Here is a 17984-nt window from a genome sequence, read left to right as displayed (position 1 = left end):
TTTTAAAAACATGGGAGAAAAAAATGAATTTTGATTATCGCTTGTTTGAACTAATTAATCAATTTGCAGGAAATAATGATATATTCGACCAGATGGTCAGTTCGTTTTCTAAATTTGGTCCGATTCTTTTAGGCTTAGTATTAGTTTGGTTATGGTTTTCTAAATCAGGGGATAAATTTGAAAATCGAAAAATTGTATTGTTTGCCGTAACGATCACTATTTTTGTATTAGGTGTAGATAAAATCATAGAGATGATGTATTTTCGTCCACGCCCATTTGTGGACCATGCTGTGAATCTTCTATCAACTAAATCAGATTTGGATCCCTCGTTTCCAAGCAATCACTCAGCAGGGGCTTTTGCGATCGCCTTTTCCGTTTTTTGGAGAAAGAGGAAGATTGGTAGTTTCTTAATCATATTTGCTATTTTTATGGCACTTTCAAGAGTATTTATTGGTGTTCACTACCCACTTGATGTAATAGCTGGAGCCATTATAGCATTTATCGTAACAGCCATCGTTTATTCTCAAAGGAGATTACTAGAACCATTATATAACCGGGTCATTTTATTATTCACAAAAACAAACAAGTTACATTAACGAGATAAAAGCCGATTATTCTTCATTGGAGAATGTTGGCTTTTTATTTTTGCCCTAATTTGAAACTTTTCTTCGGTCTCATACGTCGCAAATAATGACGACTTAATTAAGTGTTTTTTAGTAATGTTATAGTGGTAAAATATAATAAATAAAATAATCGGAAGTGGCAAAAAAATGAAAAGCAGTATGATTAAGATACATAAATCGAAAGAAAGCAATGCCCTGTTTATTTATAGTGCAGCCGTTTTTTTACTATGGATAAAAATGTGTGCATTATACATATGGGTATTTCATATTAATATTCAATCCATTGGGGAAGGAATTGTGTTAGCGACAACTTCGCTTGCATCTGCTGCTTTTTTTCTTGGCATCGGTTTTCTTTTTCGAAAATCGGCTAGAAATAAGGCCTTTTTTGTGATTGATTTGTTACTAACCGGCATCCTGTTTGGTAACGTCCTCTATTATCGATTTTATATTGATTTCATTACTGTACCCGTATTACTTCAATTTCAAAACGTAGGTGGATTAAGTCAAAGTACGGTAGAGCTTATAAAATACTATGATATTTGGATGTTCTTAGATTTAGTGTTGCTCATTTTTTTAATGAGAAAAAGGTATTCGGTAACGATCAATATTCCACTAAAGAAGAATGTAAAGAAACGTCATTTCCTAATAATGACGACTGTTCCTTTACTTTTTAGTATGATGCTAAACTCAGATTTCTGGAATAAATCATATGATAAAGAACTGATTGTTAAATCTCTCGGTCTATATTACTATCACATATTCGATATTTTACAATACTCGAAAACGTCTGTTAACAGTGTTTTAGCGGATGAAAGCGATGTTGCAGAAATCACGCATTACCTAGAGGATAAGCATAATAGAGTAACTCCATCCAATTATCATGGGATCGCAAAAGGTAAAAACGTAATCGTCATATTTCTCGAATCAACACAAGCCTTTGTCATTGATAAAAAAATAAATGATCAGGAAGTAACGCCGTTTTTAAATAAATTGAAAGATGAAAGCTTTTACTTTCCCAATTTTTATCATCAAACAGCACAAGGAAAAACCTCCGATGCTGAGTTTATTGTTGATAATAGTTTATATCCACTATCAGGTGGCTCTGTTTTTGTCAGAAAACCAAAAAATGAATATTTGGCGACTCCCGAAATATTAAAGAAATACAATTATTACTCTGCATCTTTTCACGGTAATGACTCTCAGTTTTGGAATCGCTTGACGATGTATAATGCATTGGGCTACGACCGCTTTTTCTCAAAGGAAGATTACGATGTAAATGACGAAAACTCGATCAATTATGGCTTAAAGGACATTCCATTTTTTGAACAGTCGATGCCCTATTTATTATCATTGCCGCAGCCTTTTTATGCGAAATTTTTAACGTTAACGAATCATTTTCCATTTCTATTGGAGCCTGAAGACCAATTCATTCCTGAACTTGAAACGGAACAAGGGGTCGTGAACAGATATTTTACGACAGTTCGATATGAAGATGAGGCAATTAAATCTTTCTTTGATCAAATAAAAGATACGGATCTATATAAAAATTCCATTTTCGTTTTATTCGGCGATCATTATGGCATTTCTAAGAGCTATAATGACGCATTAAGCGAAGTGTTAGGACATGAAATTACAGTTAAAGACCAAGTAGAATTGCAAAAAGTACCTTTCTTCATCCATGTTCCTGGAATGAAAGGTGAAGTGATCAATACAGTTGGGGGACAAATCGATTTACGAGCAACCATTTTTGATTTATTGGGAGTAGAGAATAACGATCAGACTTATTCTTTCGGAACGAGTTTGTTATCTAACGAAGATAACCGTCTAGTTGTATTTAGGGATGGCACTTTTACGACGGATCATTATATTTATTCAGAGGGAACTTGTTACAGTAAAGAAACAAGTAAAAAAGTAAAACGAAATAAATGTTCCTCTTACTTTACACAAGTTCAAAAGGAACTAAATTATTCTGACAAAATTATATATGGAGATTTATTTCGGTTTTTTAAAAAGTAGGATTTGATAACGCTCATAATTGAAAATGATGTAATGGTATTTTGATAGGAAGGTATGAAACTCCAGCAGGAAGCCCCCACATGCTAGTAAAGCGAGAGACTGGAGTGGTAATCAATATACAAGTTTATCAATAAAAAGGGGAGCTAAATTTATGAAATTTGGTTGCTGTTTAGGAATTGATCAAGCAAAAATAGTTCATGACGCTCGGTTTGATTTTATTGAATGTACAGTTGTATCACTCATGCCTGAAAAAAGTGACCGTGAATTTGCAGAGGTCTTAAAAAAGTTTCAAGACAGTCCTCTTGCTGTTGAAGCTTGTAATGTCTTTCTCCCGGGGGATATGAAAATTGTAGGGGATACGGTTGACCATGATCGTATCAAACATTATGTCGAAATAGCGTTGCAAAGAGTGCATCAAATAGGAGCCGATACTATTGTATTTGGTAGTGGTGGAGCACGCTCATTTCCGGATGGTTTTTCGTGCGAACGGGCAGAGGAGCAAATCCTTCAATTCTTAAGCTTAGTCGCAGACAATGCCGAACCTCTAGGGATTACCATTGTCATTGAGCCACTGAATAAAAAAGAAAGCAATATGATTAACAGTGTTATTGAGGCGGAAGAATTGGCTAAAAAGATAAATCGCGAGAGCATCCAAATTTTAGCAGACTTCTACCATATGGATGAAGAAAATGAACCCCTAGAAAACATTGTGATAGCAAAAGAGTTTATAAAGCATATTCATATAGCTGATACCGGACGTTTTTCTCCAGGAACAGGTCATTATCCGTACGATCGTTTTGTTGACTGTTTACAACGAGCTAATTACAATCAACGTATTTCTATAGAATGCCAATGGAATGATTTGCATAAAGAGTTAGTACGATCGAGAGAATTTTTAAAAGAAATATTTGAAACAAAAAAAGTATAATAAGCGAAATCCGAATCGAAGGAATGATTCGGATTTTTTTATGGAAAATGAAAATAATTAATTTTAATCACACTACTGTTTTATAACTATGTTGATTGGAGCGCCTGCAGCGGAAATAAACAATAATGTTAGCAAGGAAAAGATATTCAAATGAGAAAATCATGAATTATTGTTATTCACATGTGGATAAGTTAAAATAAAGAGTACGAAAATTAGGCTGTGGATAAAATTCACAGTGTAAAATAACTTTTCCACAATCAAAAATTTTGGTATTCTATTATTTTGGGGATAAACACTTTTTCGCAAAAATGCGATCAATATATATAAAGTCAAAAATGGAAAGAGGTGATCATGATGGAATTTGATACGATAGCGGCAATATCGACTCCGATGGGTGAGGGAGCGATTGCTATTGTACGCTTAAGTGGGGAAGAAGCGGTCGCAATCGCTGACCAACTATTTCGAAGTCCGAGCGGGAAGAAATTAAAAGAGGTAGAAACGCACACGATCCATTATGGAAGGATTGTCGATCCGAAATCAGAGGAAATTGCTGAGGAAGTAATGGTCAGTTTGATGAGAGCGCCTAGGACATTTACAAGAGAGGATGTCGTGGAAATCAATTGCCACGGAGGAATCGTTTCAGTAAATCGAGTACTGCAACTTGCTTTGAATGCAGGGGCTAGACTAGCGGAGCCAGGAGAGTTCACGAAACGTGCGTTTTTAAACGGGCGCATCGATTTATCACAGGCGGAAGCAGTTATGGACTTAATCCGGGCTAAAACTGATCGCGCGATGAATGTTGCACTCGGACAGATGGAAGGGCGGCTATCCAAATTAATTGGCACTCTTCGTCAGGAAATCCTTGAAGTCGTTGCCCATGTAGAAGTAAATATCGATTATCCAGAATATGATGATGTGGAAGAAATGACACATCGAATTCTCGTTGAAAAAGCTACTTATATAAAAGGTGAGCTTGAAAAGCTGCTTCAAACCGCCGGGCAAGGGAAAATTTTACGTGAAGGATTATCAACGGTTATCATTGGCCGACCTAACGTTGGGAAATCGTCCTTATTAAATAGTCTTGTACAAGAAAATAAAGCGATCGTTACTGATATTCCAGGTACAACAAGAGATGTTATTGAAGAATACGTCAATGTCCGCGGAGTTCCACTGCGTTTGGTTGATACAGCTGGAATTAGGGAAACAGAGGATATTGTAGAAAGAATCGGGGTAGAACGATCCCGAGAAGTTCTGAAAAAAGCAGATTTAATTTTACTTGTCTTAAACTCTGCAGATGATTTCACGGAAGAGGATAAACAACTATTTATAGCGACAGAAGGAATGGACGTTATCGTCATCGTGAATAAAACAGATTTACCAAGAAAAATTGATATGGATGAAGTACGTCTAATAGCGAAAAATCATCAAATTGTTACGACTTCTCTCCTTGAGGAGCAAGGAATAGATGATTTAGAGCGGGCAATTTCAGATATGTTTTTTAAAGGCCAGATTGAAGCAGGTGACATGACGTATGTATCAAATAGCCGTCATATCGCTCTTTTAAATCAAGCACATCAAGCAATCGAAGAAGTACTGAACGGAATTGATTTTGGAACGCCAATCGATATTATTCAAATTGATTTAACCCGTACATGGGAACTATTAGGGGAAATCATTGGAGATACAGTACAGGAAAGTTTAATTAATCAACTATTTTCACAGTTTTGTCTTGGAAAATAAAATATATTTAAAATGGAGTGTTCAAAAAGGTCCAAGTCGGTGCAGTTTCCACCAGCGGACAACAAGCCAACTAGAAACACAAAAGTGTCTTTTTAACGGACTTTTTGAACATCCTATAAAAGGGAAGGTGAAACATTATGCAAACAACATATGAAGCTGGTCTATACGATGTTATCGTCATTGGTGCAGGTCATGCAGGCTGTGAAGCGGGATTGGCAGCGGCAAGAATGGGTGCCAAAACATTGATGTTAACGCTAAATCTTGATATGGTCGCATTCATGCCATGTAACCCTTCTATTGGTGGACCTGCTAAAGGGGTCGTTGTAAGAGAAATTGACGCTCTTGGCGGTGAGATGGCTAAGAATATCGATAAAACTTATATTCAAATGAGAATGTTGAATACTGGAAAAGGTCCTGCTGTTCAAGCTTTGCGAGCTCAAGCTGACAAATTCCAATATCAACATGAAATGAAAAATACGCTGGAAAATGAACCAAACTTAACTCTTCAACAAGGTATGGTTGATGAATTAGTTGTAGAAGATGGTGAATGTAAAGGTGTTATTACGAATACAGGTGCCATCTTCCGTGGAAAAGCAGTCATTATTACGACTGGAACGTTCCTTAGAGGAGAAATTATTTTAGGAGAATTGAAATATTCAAGTGGACCTAATAACCAAAAACCATCTATTAAGCTTTCGGAACACCTTGAAAGCTTAGGATTTGAGATGGAGCGGTTTAAAACAGGTACTCCTCCACGTATTAACAGCAATACAATCGATTACAGTAAAACGGAAATTCAACCTGGTGACGAAGAACCACGTGCTTTCAGTTATGAAACAACGAAATTCATTACTGATCAGCTACCATGCTGGCTCACGTATACAAACTTGCGTACTCATCAACTCATTGATGAAAACTTGCATCGTGCTCCAATGTTCTCAGGAATGGTAAAAGGTACAGGAGCACGCTATTGCCCTTCGATTGAAGATAAAGTTGTCCGCTTTAATGATAAGCCAAGACATCAAATCTTCCTTGAACCAGAAGGACGAAATACGAATGAAGTATATGTTCAAGGACTTTCAACGAGCTTGCCTGAAGAAATTCAGCATCAAATCATCGCAACAGTTCCTGGTTTGGAAAATGCAAAAATGATGCGTCCTGGATATGCCATTGAATATGATGCCATCGTTCCGACTCAGCTATGGCCTACACTTGAAACGAAAAAAATTAAAAACTTGTATACAGCTGGACAAATTAACGGTACATCTGGTTATGAAGAGGCATCTGCCCAAGGAATCATGGCAGGTATCAATGCAGCTAGAAAAATACTTGGAAAAGATGAAGTCATTTTAAGTCGCTCTGACGGCTATATCGGCGTTCTCATTGATGATCTCGTGACGAAAGGAACGAATGAACCTTATCGTCTGCTTACATCACGTGCAGAATATCGCCTTCTATTACGACACGATAATGCGGACTTGCGTTTAACTGAGATTGGGCATGATATCGGGCTGATTTCAGATGAAAGATATGAAAAATATGTAAGCAAAAAAGCTGCTATAGAGGCAGAAATGAATAGACTTCGCTCAATTATTTTAAAACCGAATGAAAAAACGCAAGAAATGATCATTCAAGCGGGCGGAAGTCCATTGAAAGATGGAATCAGGGCATCTGACTTATTGAAACGTCCTGAAATGTCATATGCACAAATAGCAGAATTGGCACCTGCTGAACAAGAGTTGCAAAAAGACGTTATTGAGCAAGTAGAAATCCAAATCAAATATGAAGGGTATATTGAAAAATCTCTTCAACAAGTGGAAAAACTTAAAAAGCTGGAAGACAAAAAGATCCCTGAAAACATCGATTATGATGCGATCAATGGAATTGCAACAGAAGCGCGTCAAAAACTTAACAAAGTGCGCCCATTATCCATCGCTCAAGCTTCTAGAATTTCAGGAGTTAACCCAGCAGACATTTCCATTTTACTCGTGTATATCGAACATGGAAAAATCGCTAAAGTTTCAGGTGAATAGAAGAAAGGTTCTTATTAGCCTGAATAAGTAAATGTTCTGAAGTAAAAAGCTCGTATCGTGAATGTACTGTCACTAGACATAAGTTTTGATCAGGATGCACAATAAATCTCCAACCTAGGAAGACCGTTTTTTAACTTCCAGGTTGGGGTTATTTTACATATAGCGCTTGTAATTGGAAGGCGTACCAACAAGAATAGGAATGAAACTACAATGAACATTGAACAATTTACAAATAAGCTTGGGGAAAAGGGGATTCATTTGGACTCCCATCAGCTTAGTATGTTTGAGCGTTATTATGAGCTACTTGTTGAATGGAATGAAAAAATGAATCTGACAGCCATTACGGATAAACAGGAAGTGTATTTAAAGCATTTCTTTGATTCAGTAAGTGCGGCTTTTTTTATCGATTTTACAAAGCCTGTAAAAGTATGTGACGTAGGGGCAGGTGCAGGTTTTCCAAGTATTCCAATTAAAATTTGTTTTCCGGAAATCAACCTTTCCATCGTAGATTCTTTAAATAAACGAATTACGTTTCTTGAACATTTATCAAGTGAATTAGGCTTAGAGAATACACATTTTCACCATGATCGTGCTGAAACATTTGCACAAAATCCTAAGTTTCGTGAGCAATACGATATTGTTACCGCAAGGGCAGTAGCTAGGATGTCTGTACTAAGCGAACTATGCCTTCCACTTGTGAAAGAAGGAGGACAATTTGTCGCGATGAAAGCGGCTAATGCCGAGGAAGAATTAAAAGCGGCAAATCGGGCTATTAAGCAATTAGGGGGAGAGCTTTCCACTGTTCATTCTTTTACATTGCCAATAGAGGAAAGCAACCGCAATATTATTGTTATTTCTAAAATCAATAAAACGCCAAAAAAATATCCTAGAAAACCGGGAACTCCTAATAAACTTCCACTAGAATAGGACATGTGTTTGGCAGGAATTTGCAAAATAAAATAGAATGATGATAGTAAGTCATATATAATATAGATAATGTTATGTTTCGCTAAAGGGAGTTTCTATTAGAGGATGTTCAAAAAGTCCGGTAAAAATGACATTTCGATGTTTCTAGTTGGCTTGTTTCTCCGCTGCTCGAAACGGCACCGCCTCGAACTTCTTGTCCTTTTTATTCCTTTTTGAACACTCACTATTAAGGTGGTGTCGAAGGATGAAACATCCTTTCTCTCGATTATTTGGTTTGGGTGAGAAGGAATTACCGATAGAAAAAGAGATGGTAGATGAGAGGGATGAAATAAAAAAAATTCCTGTTTCTCATATTATTCCAAATCGATTCCAACCAAGAACGATATTTGATGAAACGAAAATTGAAGAATTGGCGAGAACTATTCATACCCATGGAATTATCCAACCAATTGTTGTAAGAGAATTGGGGATTAACCAATATGAGATTATTGCGGGTGAACGCCGCTTTAGAGCAATCCAGCTTCTCGGATGGGATGAGGTTCCAGCCATAATAAAAAATTTAAGCGATACGGAAACGGCTTCCATTGCTTTAATAGAAAATCTTCAACGAGAAGAACTAACGCCTATTGAAGAAGCAATGGCATACGGTAAACTTTTGGAATTGCATAATTTAACACAGGAAGCATTGGCGCAGCGATTAGGAAAAGGGCAATCTACAGTTGCCAATAAAATCAGATTATTAAAATTGCCAGAAGAAGTCCAAGAGGCGTTATTGCAAAAGAAGATTACAGAGCGGCATGCGAGAGCTTTGATTCCTTTAAAAGACCCTGAAAAACAAGTTCAGGTGATGAATCTTATTATTGAGAAGGGCTTGAATGTCAAACAGGCAGAGGAACAAGTCGTAAAACTTCTTACAGTTGTCGAAAAGCCGAAAAGCAAACGTCGTGCCATTAGCAAAGACATGAGAATTGCCGTCAATACAATCCGTCAATCACTGTCCATGGTGACGGATAGTGGTATAAAATTAGATTCTGAAGAAGAAGAATTTGAAGAATACTATCAATTTACAATAAAAATTCCTAAGAAAAAATGATAGATATTTGTCGAAATAAAGAGTTTTGACTATGATATGATGCCTATGCTGTCAAAAAACAGTGGACCAGAAACCACTGTTCTTTCTGTTTAGAAAAATAGCTCAGTCCAATAACTGAGCTATTTTTTTGTTTTGGTCATCGTTAATTTTTTTATACTTGATTTTCCATCGGAAGATAATAACCATTCAATATAAGGTTTTTGCACTTTTATTTGTTCTTGGAGCTCCGAACTAGGATCTGCTACAAAAGAAGCGGTGCATAAAAAGAATAAACTTGCACGAGCTATTGCAATGGGTAAAAGTTCAACTTCAATCCTTGATAATGGTCCATACCCTTTAATAAAATGTCTCCCTAGTTCTTCCTTATTTGCTTCATTTTTTATAGTCCAGAGAAAATAAGCTATATCGTGAATGCATTCACCTTTTTGAATAAAATCAAAATCCAATATATATTCTATTTCGTTATCATCATTAAATAATACGTTCCAGGGATGCCAATCCCCATGAATAATCGATTTTGATAGAAACTTTTCATTTGGTAACCACTGTTCCATAACTTCATTGTAGAGGTGTTCAACATCTTTTATTTGAGTTTCTTCGTGTAATTCTTTTTGATCATTCTTTAATAGCTCCAATCCTTCTTTTAATATATTTTGTGAAGGATAATTGGACCAAAAAGGGGCAGGAATCTCGCATTCACTCTTTAATGTATGATGAAATCTTTTTAGTAATTTACCACAGTTATATACTTGTTCCCTTGTAAATTTGAATGGGGTTCCCTGAACAAAAGGGGTTAGTTGAACAAATCGATGGTGCAAATTTAAAAAATAAAAGCCCTCAATAGTATGTAAAGGGAATAGTACAGGAATTCCATGGCTCCGTAATTTCTCTAATATAGCATTTTCAGCGTTAAGGTGATCTTCGCGACTTAGTCCTGAATGCACACGGATTACATATTGTCCAGATGTAGTAGATATTTTTAGATTTACATTGAACATGCCACCTAATTCTTTATCAATGCTAACTAAATCTCCGACTCGATACTGCTTACATAGTTGTTCAACTTCAAATTGGCTAGGAATATATCTTGCCATGGGGTTCTTTTTTAGCCTTTCCATTATTCTACTTCCTCCTACTTATTTATTTATAAACTTCTTTAAGTAGGTATGAATTTCCTTTGTTTTTTCTGATGTCATCAATCTACTTCCATCTTGTTTATCTTGATATTTCCACTCAAAACAGCAACAATAAGGATATGAGCAACTATTTTTATATTTTAACAAACTTTTTTTCTTCTAAAGAGTAATTCGTAGAGAATATTTGATAAAATAGAATACATGATTGCTAATTTAGAAATATTAGGGTAGGTGACATCGTTGGGAAAGATTATTTCCATAGCCAACCAAAAAGGGGGCGTCGGGAAAACGACCACCTCTGTCAATCTAGGGGCTTGTTTAGCATATATAGGGAAAAAAGTATTGTTAATCGATATTGATCCCCAAGGAAACGCTACAAGTGGGGCTGGGATTGATAAAGGAGATGTCCACCAATGTATTTACGATATGCTCGTAGATGATGTGGATATAAAGGACGTAATTAAGCAAACAGGTGTAGATAATATGTTTGCAGTTCCTGCTACGATACAATTGGCAGGGGCGGAAATAGAACTAGTTCCAACTATTTCAAGAGAAGTACGTTTAAAAAGAGCCTTGGATCAAGTAAAGGATGATTTTGATTATATATTAATTGACTGTCCACCGTCACTTGGCTTACTTACGATTAACGCATTGACTGCTTCAGATTCAGTATTAATACCTGTCCAATGCGAATATTATGCACTAGAAGGTTTAAGCCAATTATTAAATACGGTTCGATTAGTTCAAAAACATTTAAATCATGAATTAATGATTGAAGGTGTCTTGTTAACGATGTTGGATGCCAGAACAAATCTGGGCATACAGGTCATTCAGGAAGTTAAAAAATACTTCCAAAACAAAGTGTATCAAACGATTATTCCTAGAAATATTCGACTTAGTGAGGCTCCGAGCCATGGGCAACCCATCATTGTATATGATTCAAAATCTCGTGGGGCTGAAGTATATTTAGATCTTGCAAAGGAAGTGGCTGAAAATGGCTAAAGGTCTCGGTAAAGGGATTAATGCTTTATTTGCAAATATGGATATTAGTAATGACGAAGCTGTACGTGAAATTGATTTAAAAGAAATAAAACCAAATCCGTACCAACCTCGACGAGTATTTTCTGAAGATGCTATTCAGGAATTAAAAGAATCTATACTTCAACATGGAGTCTTACAACCAATAATCGTCCGAAAAAACATTAAAGGCTATGAAATCGTTGTAGGGGAGCGCCGATACCGTGCATCAAAAGCGGCTAAGCTAGGTAAAATTCCAGCCGTAATTCGTGAATTAACCGACCAACAAATGATGGAATTAGCCGTATTGGAAAACTTACAACGTGAAGATTTGACCCCTATAGAAGAAGCGACTGCTTATCATACTTTGATGGAAAAACTTCATATTACACAAGAAGAACTGTCAAAAAGGCTCGGAAAAAGCAGACCGCATATCGCCAATCATGTTAGATTGCTTACACTGCCAAAAAACATTCAGCAGCTAATAACAGATGGAAAATTATCTATGGGTCATGGACGGACACTCTTAGGGCTTAAGAGCAAAGAAAAAATAGAAGCCGTTGCTGAACGTACGGTTAAGGAAGGCTTAAATGTTAGACAACTAGAAAATCTAGTTCAACAAATAAATGAAAATGTTCCACGTGAAACAAAAAAGTCAAAACTTAAAAAAGATATTTTTATTGTAGATAGAGAAAATTCTTTGAGAGAAAAATTTGGAACAACTGTAACAATTAAACAGTCAAAGAAAAAAGGTAAAATTGAAATAGAATTTTTATCAAATGAAGATTTGGAAAGAATTCTTGATATACTTGATCAAAATGAGTAAAAGTAGTGCCCTTTATCTACTTTAAAGGGCACTTATTTTTTTTGAAGCAAATAATAAAGATACTATATCGACATAGAACTTCTTTAAAATAGGTGAAATTATGGTGCTATTAGGTACGCTAGTCAATGGACTTTGTATTATTGTAGGGTCGTTAATTGGAAGGTTTTTAAGTAGGATCCCTGATAAAATGAAATCAACGGTCATGCAAGGGATAAGCTTAGTTGTCATGGTGTTAGGGCTACAAATGGGTTTTAAAAGTGGAAACTTCTTAATAGTTATATTAAGTATTGTTATTGGAGCTGTACTTGGCGAATGGTGGGAGCTTGATGGAAAGCTAAATTCATTAGGTTTATGGGTAGAAAGTAAGATGGGCGCGTCACATAAAGGAAACATTTCACAAGGGTTTGTCACAGCGACATTAATTTTTGTCATTGGCGCTATGGCCATTATTGGAGCGTTGGATAGCGGGATTAGGGGAGACCACCAAGTTCTTTTTACCAAAGCCGTAATCGACGGTTTTACCGCATTGATTTTAACTACAACACTTGGAATCGGCGTTTTGCTTTCATTCGTTCCAGTTGTACTCTACCAAGGTTTAATCGCTATATTTGCAACACAAATTGATCGGATTGTCCCAAATGAGTTGATGGATATGTTTATTAATGAAATAACCGCAACAGGGGGAATCATGATTTTTGCCATTGGGTTAAATTTATCTGGGATGATTAAGATAAGAGTGGCTAATTTGTTACCAGGCATTTTAGTATGTGCTTTGATCGTAACTGGGCTTTATTTCTATCATCAATATATGTAAATAAACAAATTCGTTAAGGAATACGCTTAAACATTAGCAAAAAGGCACTGTTAACATTAACAATGCCTTTTTTTGATATGGTTTTATTTCCCAATTACTAAAATGCTGCTATCTCTATTAGTTTTGTCGCAAGTGTAGTCTGTTCTTATGTTAGTTTCTTTAATAGCAATTGATTTGCACGTTGCAGTACTAACGTTTTCTTTACCGAAATTGTCTCTAGTAATGATTTTCCCATTGTAATCAAGATCGTGCCACATGGTGTCACCTTAGCTAATTTTAAGCAAGTGGTAATAAGTTCTGTCTTTATGTAAAACAGTTGTTAATAATTTCCATAATCCAACAAATAGAAAAGTCCAATTCGCAAGGGAATTGGACGAATCATTTAGTCATTTACCATTCTTAGACTCTAAAACTGAATCTGTTAGACGATTACTTGCCTCTTTCTATATCGTTTCTGTACTTATATCCCACTCAAGTTGAAGATTGGTTTCTTTATTCGAATAAATCATATCAGCTTCCACAATACCTGTAACGATCTGTTTAGCCATTTTCATTACAAGATTAAGACGAGTGTTTTGCAAAACAAAAAACTCCATATGACCACTTACGTTTACAATTCCCGTGATATGCATGTCTCCAACAGCTGGAAGCTCCTTTTTTACTCCAGCTCCGGGTTTAACAGGGCCAGACCCAACCTTAATCATGCCTATGTTTTTCAGTCTTCCAAGACAGGCATCGACCCCAATTATATATGGTCGGAAATATTTTTGATGAATCATTTCCATCTTTTCATTTAAATTTACCGCATGAACAGGATCTTCTAACGTTCCATATATATGGAAATTTACCAAGCCGGCTTCTTCTAGAAAAGTCCCAACTAGTGGTCCTAAAGAGTCTCCAGTGGATCGATCAGTTCCGATACAAACGATAACGATAGGCCTCTTATATCCGAAGGGGAGTAAATCGTTGATACCACTAGAAATTTTATGACTAGATGTTGGATCATCATATTTAATATTTACTTCAAACACATCAAGTGGATTAAATAGCGGTTGTGATCTCATCTATATCGTCCCTTTCCCTAGAAAAGAAAATACGTCTATATGTCTGAAATAACTCTTTTGCGGCCAGTTCCAGCACCTTCCGATTTGCTATTCTTTACCCATTATACGGAGGATTTTTCATTTCTATACATAAGAAATTGTAAAATCTAATAACCAACTATGAAAAACAACATTTTATTGGTAAAATATATTCAGAAAAAGTGAATCGTGGAGAATATGATGGAATCTTCAGGAGGAATGAATGTTGGAAAAAAAAGAGTTTAATCTTTATGACATAGTAGAAATGAAAAAGCAGCATCCATGTGGGACAAATCGTTGGAAAATTATTCGCATGGGTATGGATATTCGGATTAAATGTGAAGGCTGTGGCCACAGTGTTATGCTGCCACGTAGGGATTTCGCAAGAAAAATAAAGAAAATTTTGGAGAGGCATGAGGAAGAATAATCCTCATGCTTTTACATTTCACTAAATATACCATTGTCAGAAAATTTTAGGTTGTGAAATATACTTATTCATAGAAGATAAAGGTATATTGTTTTTTCTTAGTATAATCACTATAATTGTGAAAGGATTACTGGGGAAAATATGCGTTAATATAGGATAAACCCGGAAGAGGAGTGACCAAAATGGCTCTTACAGCAGGAATCGTAGGCCTACCAAATGTAGGAAAATCAACTTTATTTAATGCAATTACAAAAGCAGGGGCAGAAGCTGCCAATTATCCGTTTTGTACAATAGATCCAAATGTTGGAATTGTAGAAGTACCTGATTATAGACTTCAAAAATTAACAGAACTTGTACAACCTAAAAAGACTGTTCCTACTGCATTTGAATTTACAGATATCGCAGGGATTGTTAAAGGGGCAAGTAAAGGAGAAGGACTAGGAAATAAATTCCTCTCCCATATTCGTCAGGTAGACGCTATTTGTCACGTTGTTCGCTGTTTTGCAAGTGATGATATTACACACGTTTCAGGAAAAGTAGATCCAATCGATGATATTGAAACAATTAATCTGGAACTAATTCTTGCTGACTTAGAATCGGTTGATAAACGCATAGGCCGTGTAGAAAAAATGGCAAAACAAAAAGATAAAGATGCGATGTTCGAATATGAAATTTTAGCAAAATTGAAAGAAACGTTTGAAGCGGATAAACCTGCACGCTCTATTGAATTTGCAGATGAACAAATGAAAATCGTAAAAGGTCTTCATTTGTTAACAAGTAAGCCGGTTTTGTATGCAGCAAATGTTGGAGACGAGGACGTAGCCGATCCATCCGAAAATGATTATGTCAAAAAAGTTCGCGAATATGCAGAAAAAGAAAATTCCCAAGTAATCGTCGTTTGCGCGAAAATTGAAGAAGAAATTGCGGAATTAGATGATGAAGAAAAAGCAATGTTTTTGGAAGAACTAGGAATTGAAGAATCCGGACTAGATCAGTTAATTCGTGCCACTTATGACCTTTTAGGGTTAGCTACTTATTTTACAGCTGGGGTTCAAGAGGTTCGTGCATGGACATTTAAAAAAGGCATGAAAGCACCACAATGTGCTGGAATCATCCATACTGATTTTGAAAAAGGATTTATTCGCGCAGAAACGGTTTCATATGACGACTTGTTAGCTGGTGGTTCTATGACAGCTGCTCGTGAAGCCGGTAAAGTAAGACTGGAAGGAAAAGAGTATATTGTAAAAGATGGAGACGTAATCCATTTTCGCTTCAATGTATAAGACACCTATTTGGTGTCTTATTTTATTTTATACACACTAAAGTAAATTGGTTTTATTACATAATGACAGAACTTCATGGAACAGTTACTTTAAAATAATAATGGAATTTCGCTAAAAATTTTGTGGTTTTTTTTTCAGGTTATAAATTTTCCTCTTTCTTCAAATAATAGTACTGAATCAATAGCGTCACTATTTTGCTTTTGATTTGATTTTGATGAAAGGGGAGTACTTTAGTGAAAACATTACGACGAATTGCATTAGCCTTAGTCGTTATTGGCGCAATAAACTGGGGCTTAATTGGTTTATTTCAGTATGATTTAGTTGGAAGTATTTTTGGTGGAACTGATTCTGGCTTTTCAAGATTTATTTTCACTCTAGTTGGAATCAGCGGAGTCATCTGTCTCGGGTTACTGTTTAATTCTGAAACAGCTGATGTTGGTTCACGCGACGAAGATAATAGAGAAGTAATTAATGGTAGATATGCTACAGAGTTTGCGGAAGAACCGGATCTTGATCGATTATATAATCCCTCAAGAGATGCTTATGAAAGTGAAGACGAAGAAGAAGAGTGGAAATAAATGTAACCCGGCAAAGGAATATCCCTTAGCCGGGTTTTTCAGTTTCGTCGAAAAATCGTCCCAGTCATTGCGCAATCAAGCTTTGTATGTTATACTTACTCATTGTGAGTAATGAAAATTGCTCCTTGCCCTTTTATTCAAAGAGGGCCGCATAGTCCATAAGGAGGTGACTGAACGATGAGAAAGTACGAAATCATGTACATTATCCGCCCGAACATCGAAGAGGAAGCAAAAGCTGCTGTAGTTGAGCGTTTTGACAATATCCTAGCTTCACAAGGTGCGGAAATCATCGAATCAAAAGATTGGGGTAAGCGTCGTCTTGCATACGAAATTGAGGATTTCCGTGACGGTTTCTACCGTTTAATCCATACGAATGCAGAACCTGAAGCTGTTCAGGAATTCGACCGTCTTGCGAAAATCAGTGATGATATCATTCGTCATATTGTTGTTAAAGACGAAAAATAAAATTAATTGTTCCACGTGAAACATTATATAAAGAAGTATACGGGAAGAGGTTGATTCTGATGATGAACCGAGTTGTATTAGTAGGTCGTTTAACAAAAGATCCTGATTTGCGCTATACTCCGAATGGAGTGCCAGTCGCAACTTTTACGTTGGCTGTTAACCGTACTTATACGAATCAACAGGGGGAGCGGGAAGCCGACTTCATAAACTGTGTGATTTGGAGAAAGCCTGCAGAGAATGTTGCTAATTACTTGAAAAAAGGAAGTTTAGCTGGTGTCGATGGCCGCATCCAGACTCGCAACTATGACGGACAAGATGGTAAGCGTGTATATGTGACTGAAGTGGTAGCCGAATCTGTTCAATTCCTTGAACCTAGAAGTTCCGCTTCACAAGGTCGCAGTGATTTTGGCGGAAGCCCATATGGTGAAGAACCAAATGACCAGTACCGTTCTCATGGCCAAAATCAGAATCAGCGCAGCAATCAAAACTTTACCCGAGCAAATGAAGATCCATTCTCGAATGATGGACAACCAATTGACATTTCTGATGACGATCTTCCATTTTAATTAAGATAGGAGGTTATTGATATGGCAGGTGCACGCAGAGGCGGACGCAAACGTCGTAAAGTGTGTTTTTTCACAGCGAATGGAATTACACACATCGATTATAAAGATGTTGATTTACTTAAAAAGTTCATTTCTGAACGCGGAAAAATTCTTCCACGTCGTGTAACTGGAACAAGCGCGAAGTACCAACGCAAATTGACAGCAGCTATCAAACGCTCTCGTCAAATGGCTTTACTTCCATTCGTTTCAGGCGAGTAATATTGACTTTATGAAATAAAGGCTGTCCAGAGCTTGGTATCATACTTTTATACAGTTTTACTGTTATGAAGCATGATACCAAGAATTGGGCTAGCCTTTTTTCTTTAAGTACAGCTAGATCTTTATGTCAGCAAAGTTGATTGATATGCGGTTGACCGTTAAAATAGAAGAA

At 36.4% G+C, this 17984-nt stretch carries 18 protein-coding genes; 16 read left to right on the top strand and 2 right to left on the bottom strand.

Going from position 1 to position 17984, the window contains the following annotated elements:
• The first annotated feature begins 23 nt into the window (after positions 1-23).
• The 7 genes from KHA93_RS17410 to noc all read left to right on the top strand — a co-directional run bounded on the left by KHA93_RS17410 (position 24) and on the right by noc (position 9360).
• The gene (locus KHA93_RS17410; protein WP_213111891.1) at positions 24-596 is read left to right on the top strand and encodes a phosphatase PAP2 family protein; all 573 of its coding nucleotides are present in this window, start codon (positions 24-26) and stop codon (positions 594-596) included.
• Between the two features lie 174 nt (positions 597-770).
• On the top strand, positions 771-2639 hold the full coding sequence (locus KHA93_RS17405; RefSeq protein WP_213111890.1) for an LTA synthase family protein: 1869 nt from the start codon (positions 771-773) through the stop codon (positions 2637-2639).
• Positions 2640-2790: 151 nt separating this feature from the next.
• Positions 2791-3567 (top strand): sugar phosphate isomerase/epimerase family protein, encoded by a 777-nt coding sequence (locus KHA93_RS17400; RefSeq protein ID WP_213111889.1) that lies wholly within the window; start codon positions 2791-2793, stop codon positions 3565-3567.
• A gap of 351 nt (positions 3568-3918) precedes the next feature.
• Positions 3919-5307, top strand: a complete 1389-nt coding sequence (gene mnmE / locus KHA93_RS17395; protein ID WP_285891557.1) for a tRNA uridine-5-carboxymethylaminomethyl(34) synthesis GTPase MnmE — start codon at positions 3919-3921, stop codon at positions 5305-5307.
• A 137-nt stretch (positions 5308-5444) separates the two neighbouring features.
• Positions 5445-7340 carry a tRNA uridine-5-carboxymethylaminomethyl(34) synthesis enzyme MnmG gene (gene mnmG / locus KHA93_RS17390; protein ID WP_213111888.1) on the top strand — a complete coding sequence of 632 codons (1896 nt, stop codon included), beginning with the start codon at positions 5445-5447 and terminating at the stop codon, positions 7338-7340.
• 210 nt (positions 7341-7550) lie between these two features.
• On the top strand, positions 7551-8267 hold the full coding sequence (gene rsmG / locus KHA93_RS17385; protein WP_213111887.1) for a 16S rRNA (guanine(527)-N(7))-methyltransferase RsmG: 717 nt from the start codon (positions 7551-7553) through the stop codon (positions 8265-8267).
• A gap of 244 nt (positions 8268-8511) precedes the next feature.
• Positions 8512-9360 (top strand): nucleoid occlusion protein, encoded by an 849-nt coding sequence (noc, locus tag KHA93_RS17380; RefSeq protein ID WP_213111886.1) that lies wholly within the window; start codon positions 8512-8514, stop codon positions 9358-9360.
• 119 nt (positions 9361-9479) lie between these two features.
• Here the strand turns inward: noc and KHA93_RS17375 are convergent, their stop codons facing one another.
• Positions 9480-10478, bottom strand: a complete 999-nt coding sequence (locus KHA93_RS17375) for a phosphotransferase (protein ID WP_213111885.1) — start codon at positions 10476-10478, stop codon at positions 9480-9482.
• A gap of 258 nt (positions 10479-10736) precedes the next feature.
• Between KHA93_RS17375 and KHA93_RS17370 the strand changes: the two genes are divergently transcribed.
• From KHA93_RS17370 to KHA93_RS17360, 3 genes are all read left to right on the top strand, one after another.
• Positions 10737-11498: a ParA family protein gene (locus KHA93_RS17370; RefSeq protein WP_213111884.1), complete on the top strand. Its 762-nt coding sequence runs from the start codon at positions 10737-10739 to the stop codon at positions 11496-11498.
• The gene (locus KHA93_RS17365) at positions 11491-12339 is read left to right on the top strand and encodes a ParB/RepB/Spo0J family partition protein (protein ID WP_213111883.1); all 849 of its coding nucleotides are present in this window, start codon (positions 11491-11493) and stop codon (positions 12337-12339) included. Before KHA93_RS17370 ends, KHA93_RS17365 begins: the two co-directional genes overlap by 8 nt.
• Positions 12340-12439: 100 nt before the next feature.
• Positions 12440-13153, top strand: a complete 714-nt coding sequence (locus KHA93_RS17360; RefSeq protein ID WP_213111882.1) for a DUF554 domain-containing protein — start codon at positions 12440-12442, stop codon at positions 13151-13153.
• A gap of 443 nt (positions 13154-13596) precedes the next feature.
• Here KHA93_RS17360 and yyaC read toward each other — a convergent pair whose 3' ends face one another.
• On the bottom strand, positions 13597-14217 hold the full coding sequence (gene yyaC, locus KHA93_RS17355; RefSeq protein WP_213111881.1) for a spore protease YyaC: 621 nt from the start codon (positions 14215-14217) through the stop codon (positions 13597-13599).
• Positions 14218-14461: 244 nt separating this feature from the next.
• Between yyaC and KHA93_RS17350 the strand changes: the two genes are divergently transcribed.
• The 6 genes from KHA93_RS17350 (at position 14462) to rpsR (ending at position 17812) form a co-directional block, all read left to right on the top strand.
• Positions 14462-14662: a DUF951 domain-containing protein gene (locus KHA93_RS17350; protein WP_213113009.1), complete on the top strand. Its 201-nt coding sequence runs from the start codon at positions 14462-14464 to the stop codon at positions 14660-14662.
• Between the two features lie 182 nt (positions 14663-14844).
• Positions 14845-15945, top strand: coding sequence for a redox-regulated ATPase YchF (gene ychF, locus KHA93_RS17345; RefSeq protein WP_213111880.1), 1101 nt, complete (start codon positions 14845-14847; stop codon positions 15943-15945).
• Positions 15946-16178: 233 nt separating this feature from the next.
• A complete protein-coding gene (locus tag KHA93_RS17340) occupies positions 16179-16523 on the top strand; it encodes a DUF378 domain-containing protein (protein ID WP_213111879.1) in 345 nt (114 codons plus the stop codon).
• A 177-nt stretch (positions 16524-16700) separates the two neighbouring features.
• Positions 16701-16988, top strand: a complete 288-nt coding sequence (gene rpsF, locus KHA93_RS17335; protein WP_213111878.1) for a 30S ribosomal protein S6 — start codon at positions 16701-16703, stop codon at positions 16986-16988.
• A 59-nt stretch (positions 16989-17047) separates the two neighbouring features.
• Entirely contained in the window at positions 17048-17554 is a 507-nt protein-coding gene (gene ssb, locus KHA93_RS17330) for a single-stranded DNA-binding protein (RefSeq protein WP_213111877.1), read from the top strand.
• 21 nt (positions 17555-17575) lie between these two features.
• Positions 17576-17812: a 30S ribosomal protein S18 gene (gene rpsR, locus KHA93_RS17325; protein ID WP_213111876.1), complete on the top strand. Its 237-nt coding sequence runs from the start codon at positions 17576-17578 to the stop codon at positions 17810-17812.
• Positions 17813-17984: the final 172 nt, after the last annotated feature.

The organism is Lederbergia citrisecunda, assembly GCF_018343695.1.
Lineage (GTDB): Bacteria > Bacillota > Bacilli > Bacillales > Bacillaceae_C > Lederbergia > Lederbergia citrisecunda.
The sequence above is the reverse complement of the archived record's forward strand: the minus strand, read 5'-3'. Positions and strand labels throughout refer to the sequence as shown.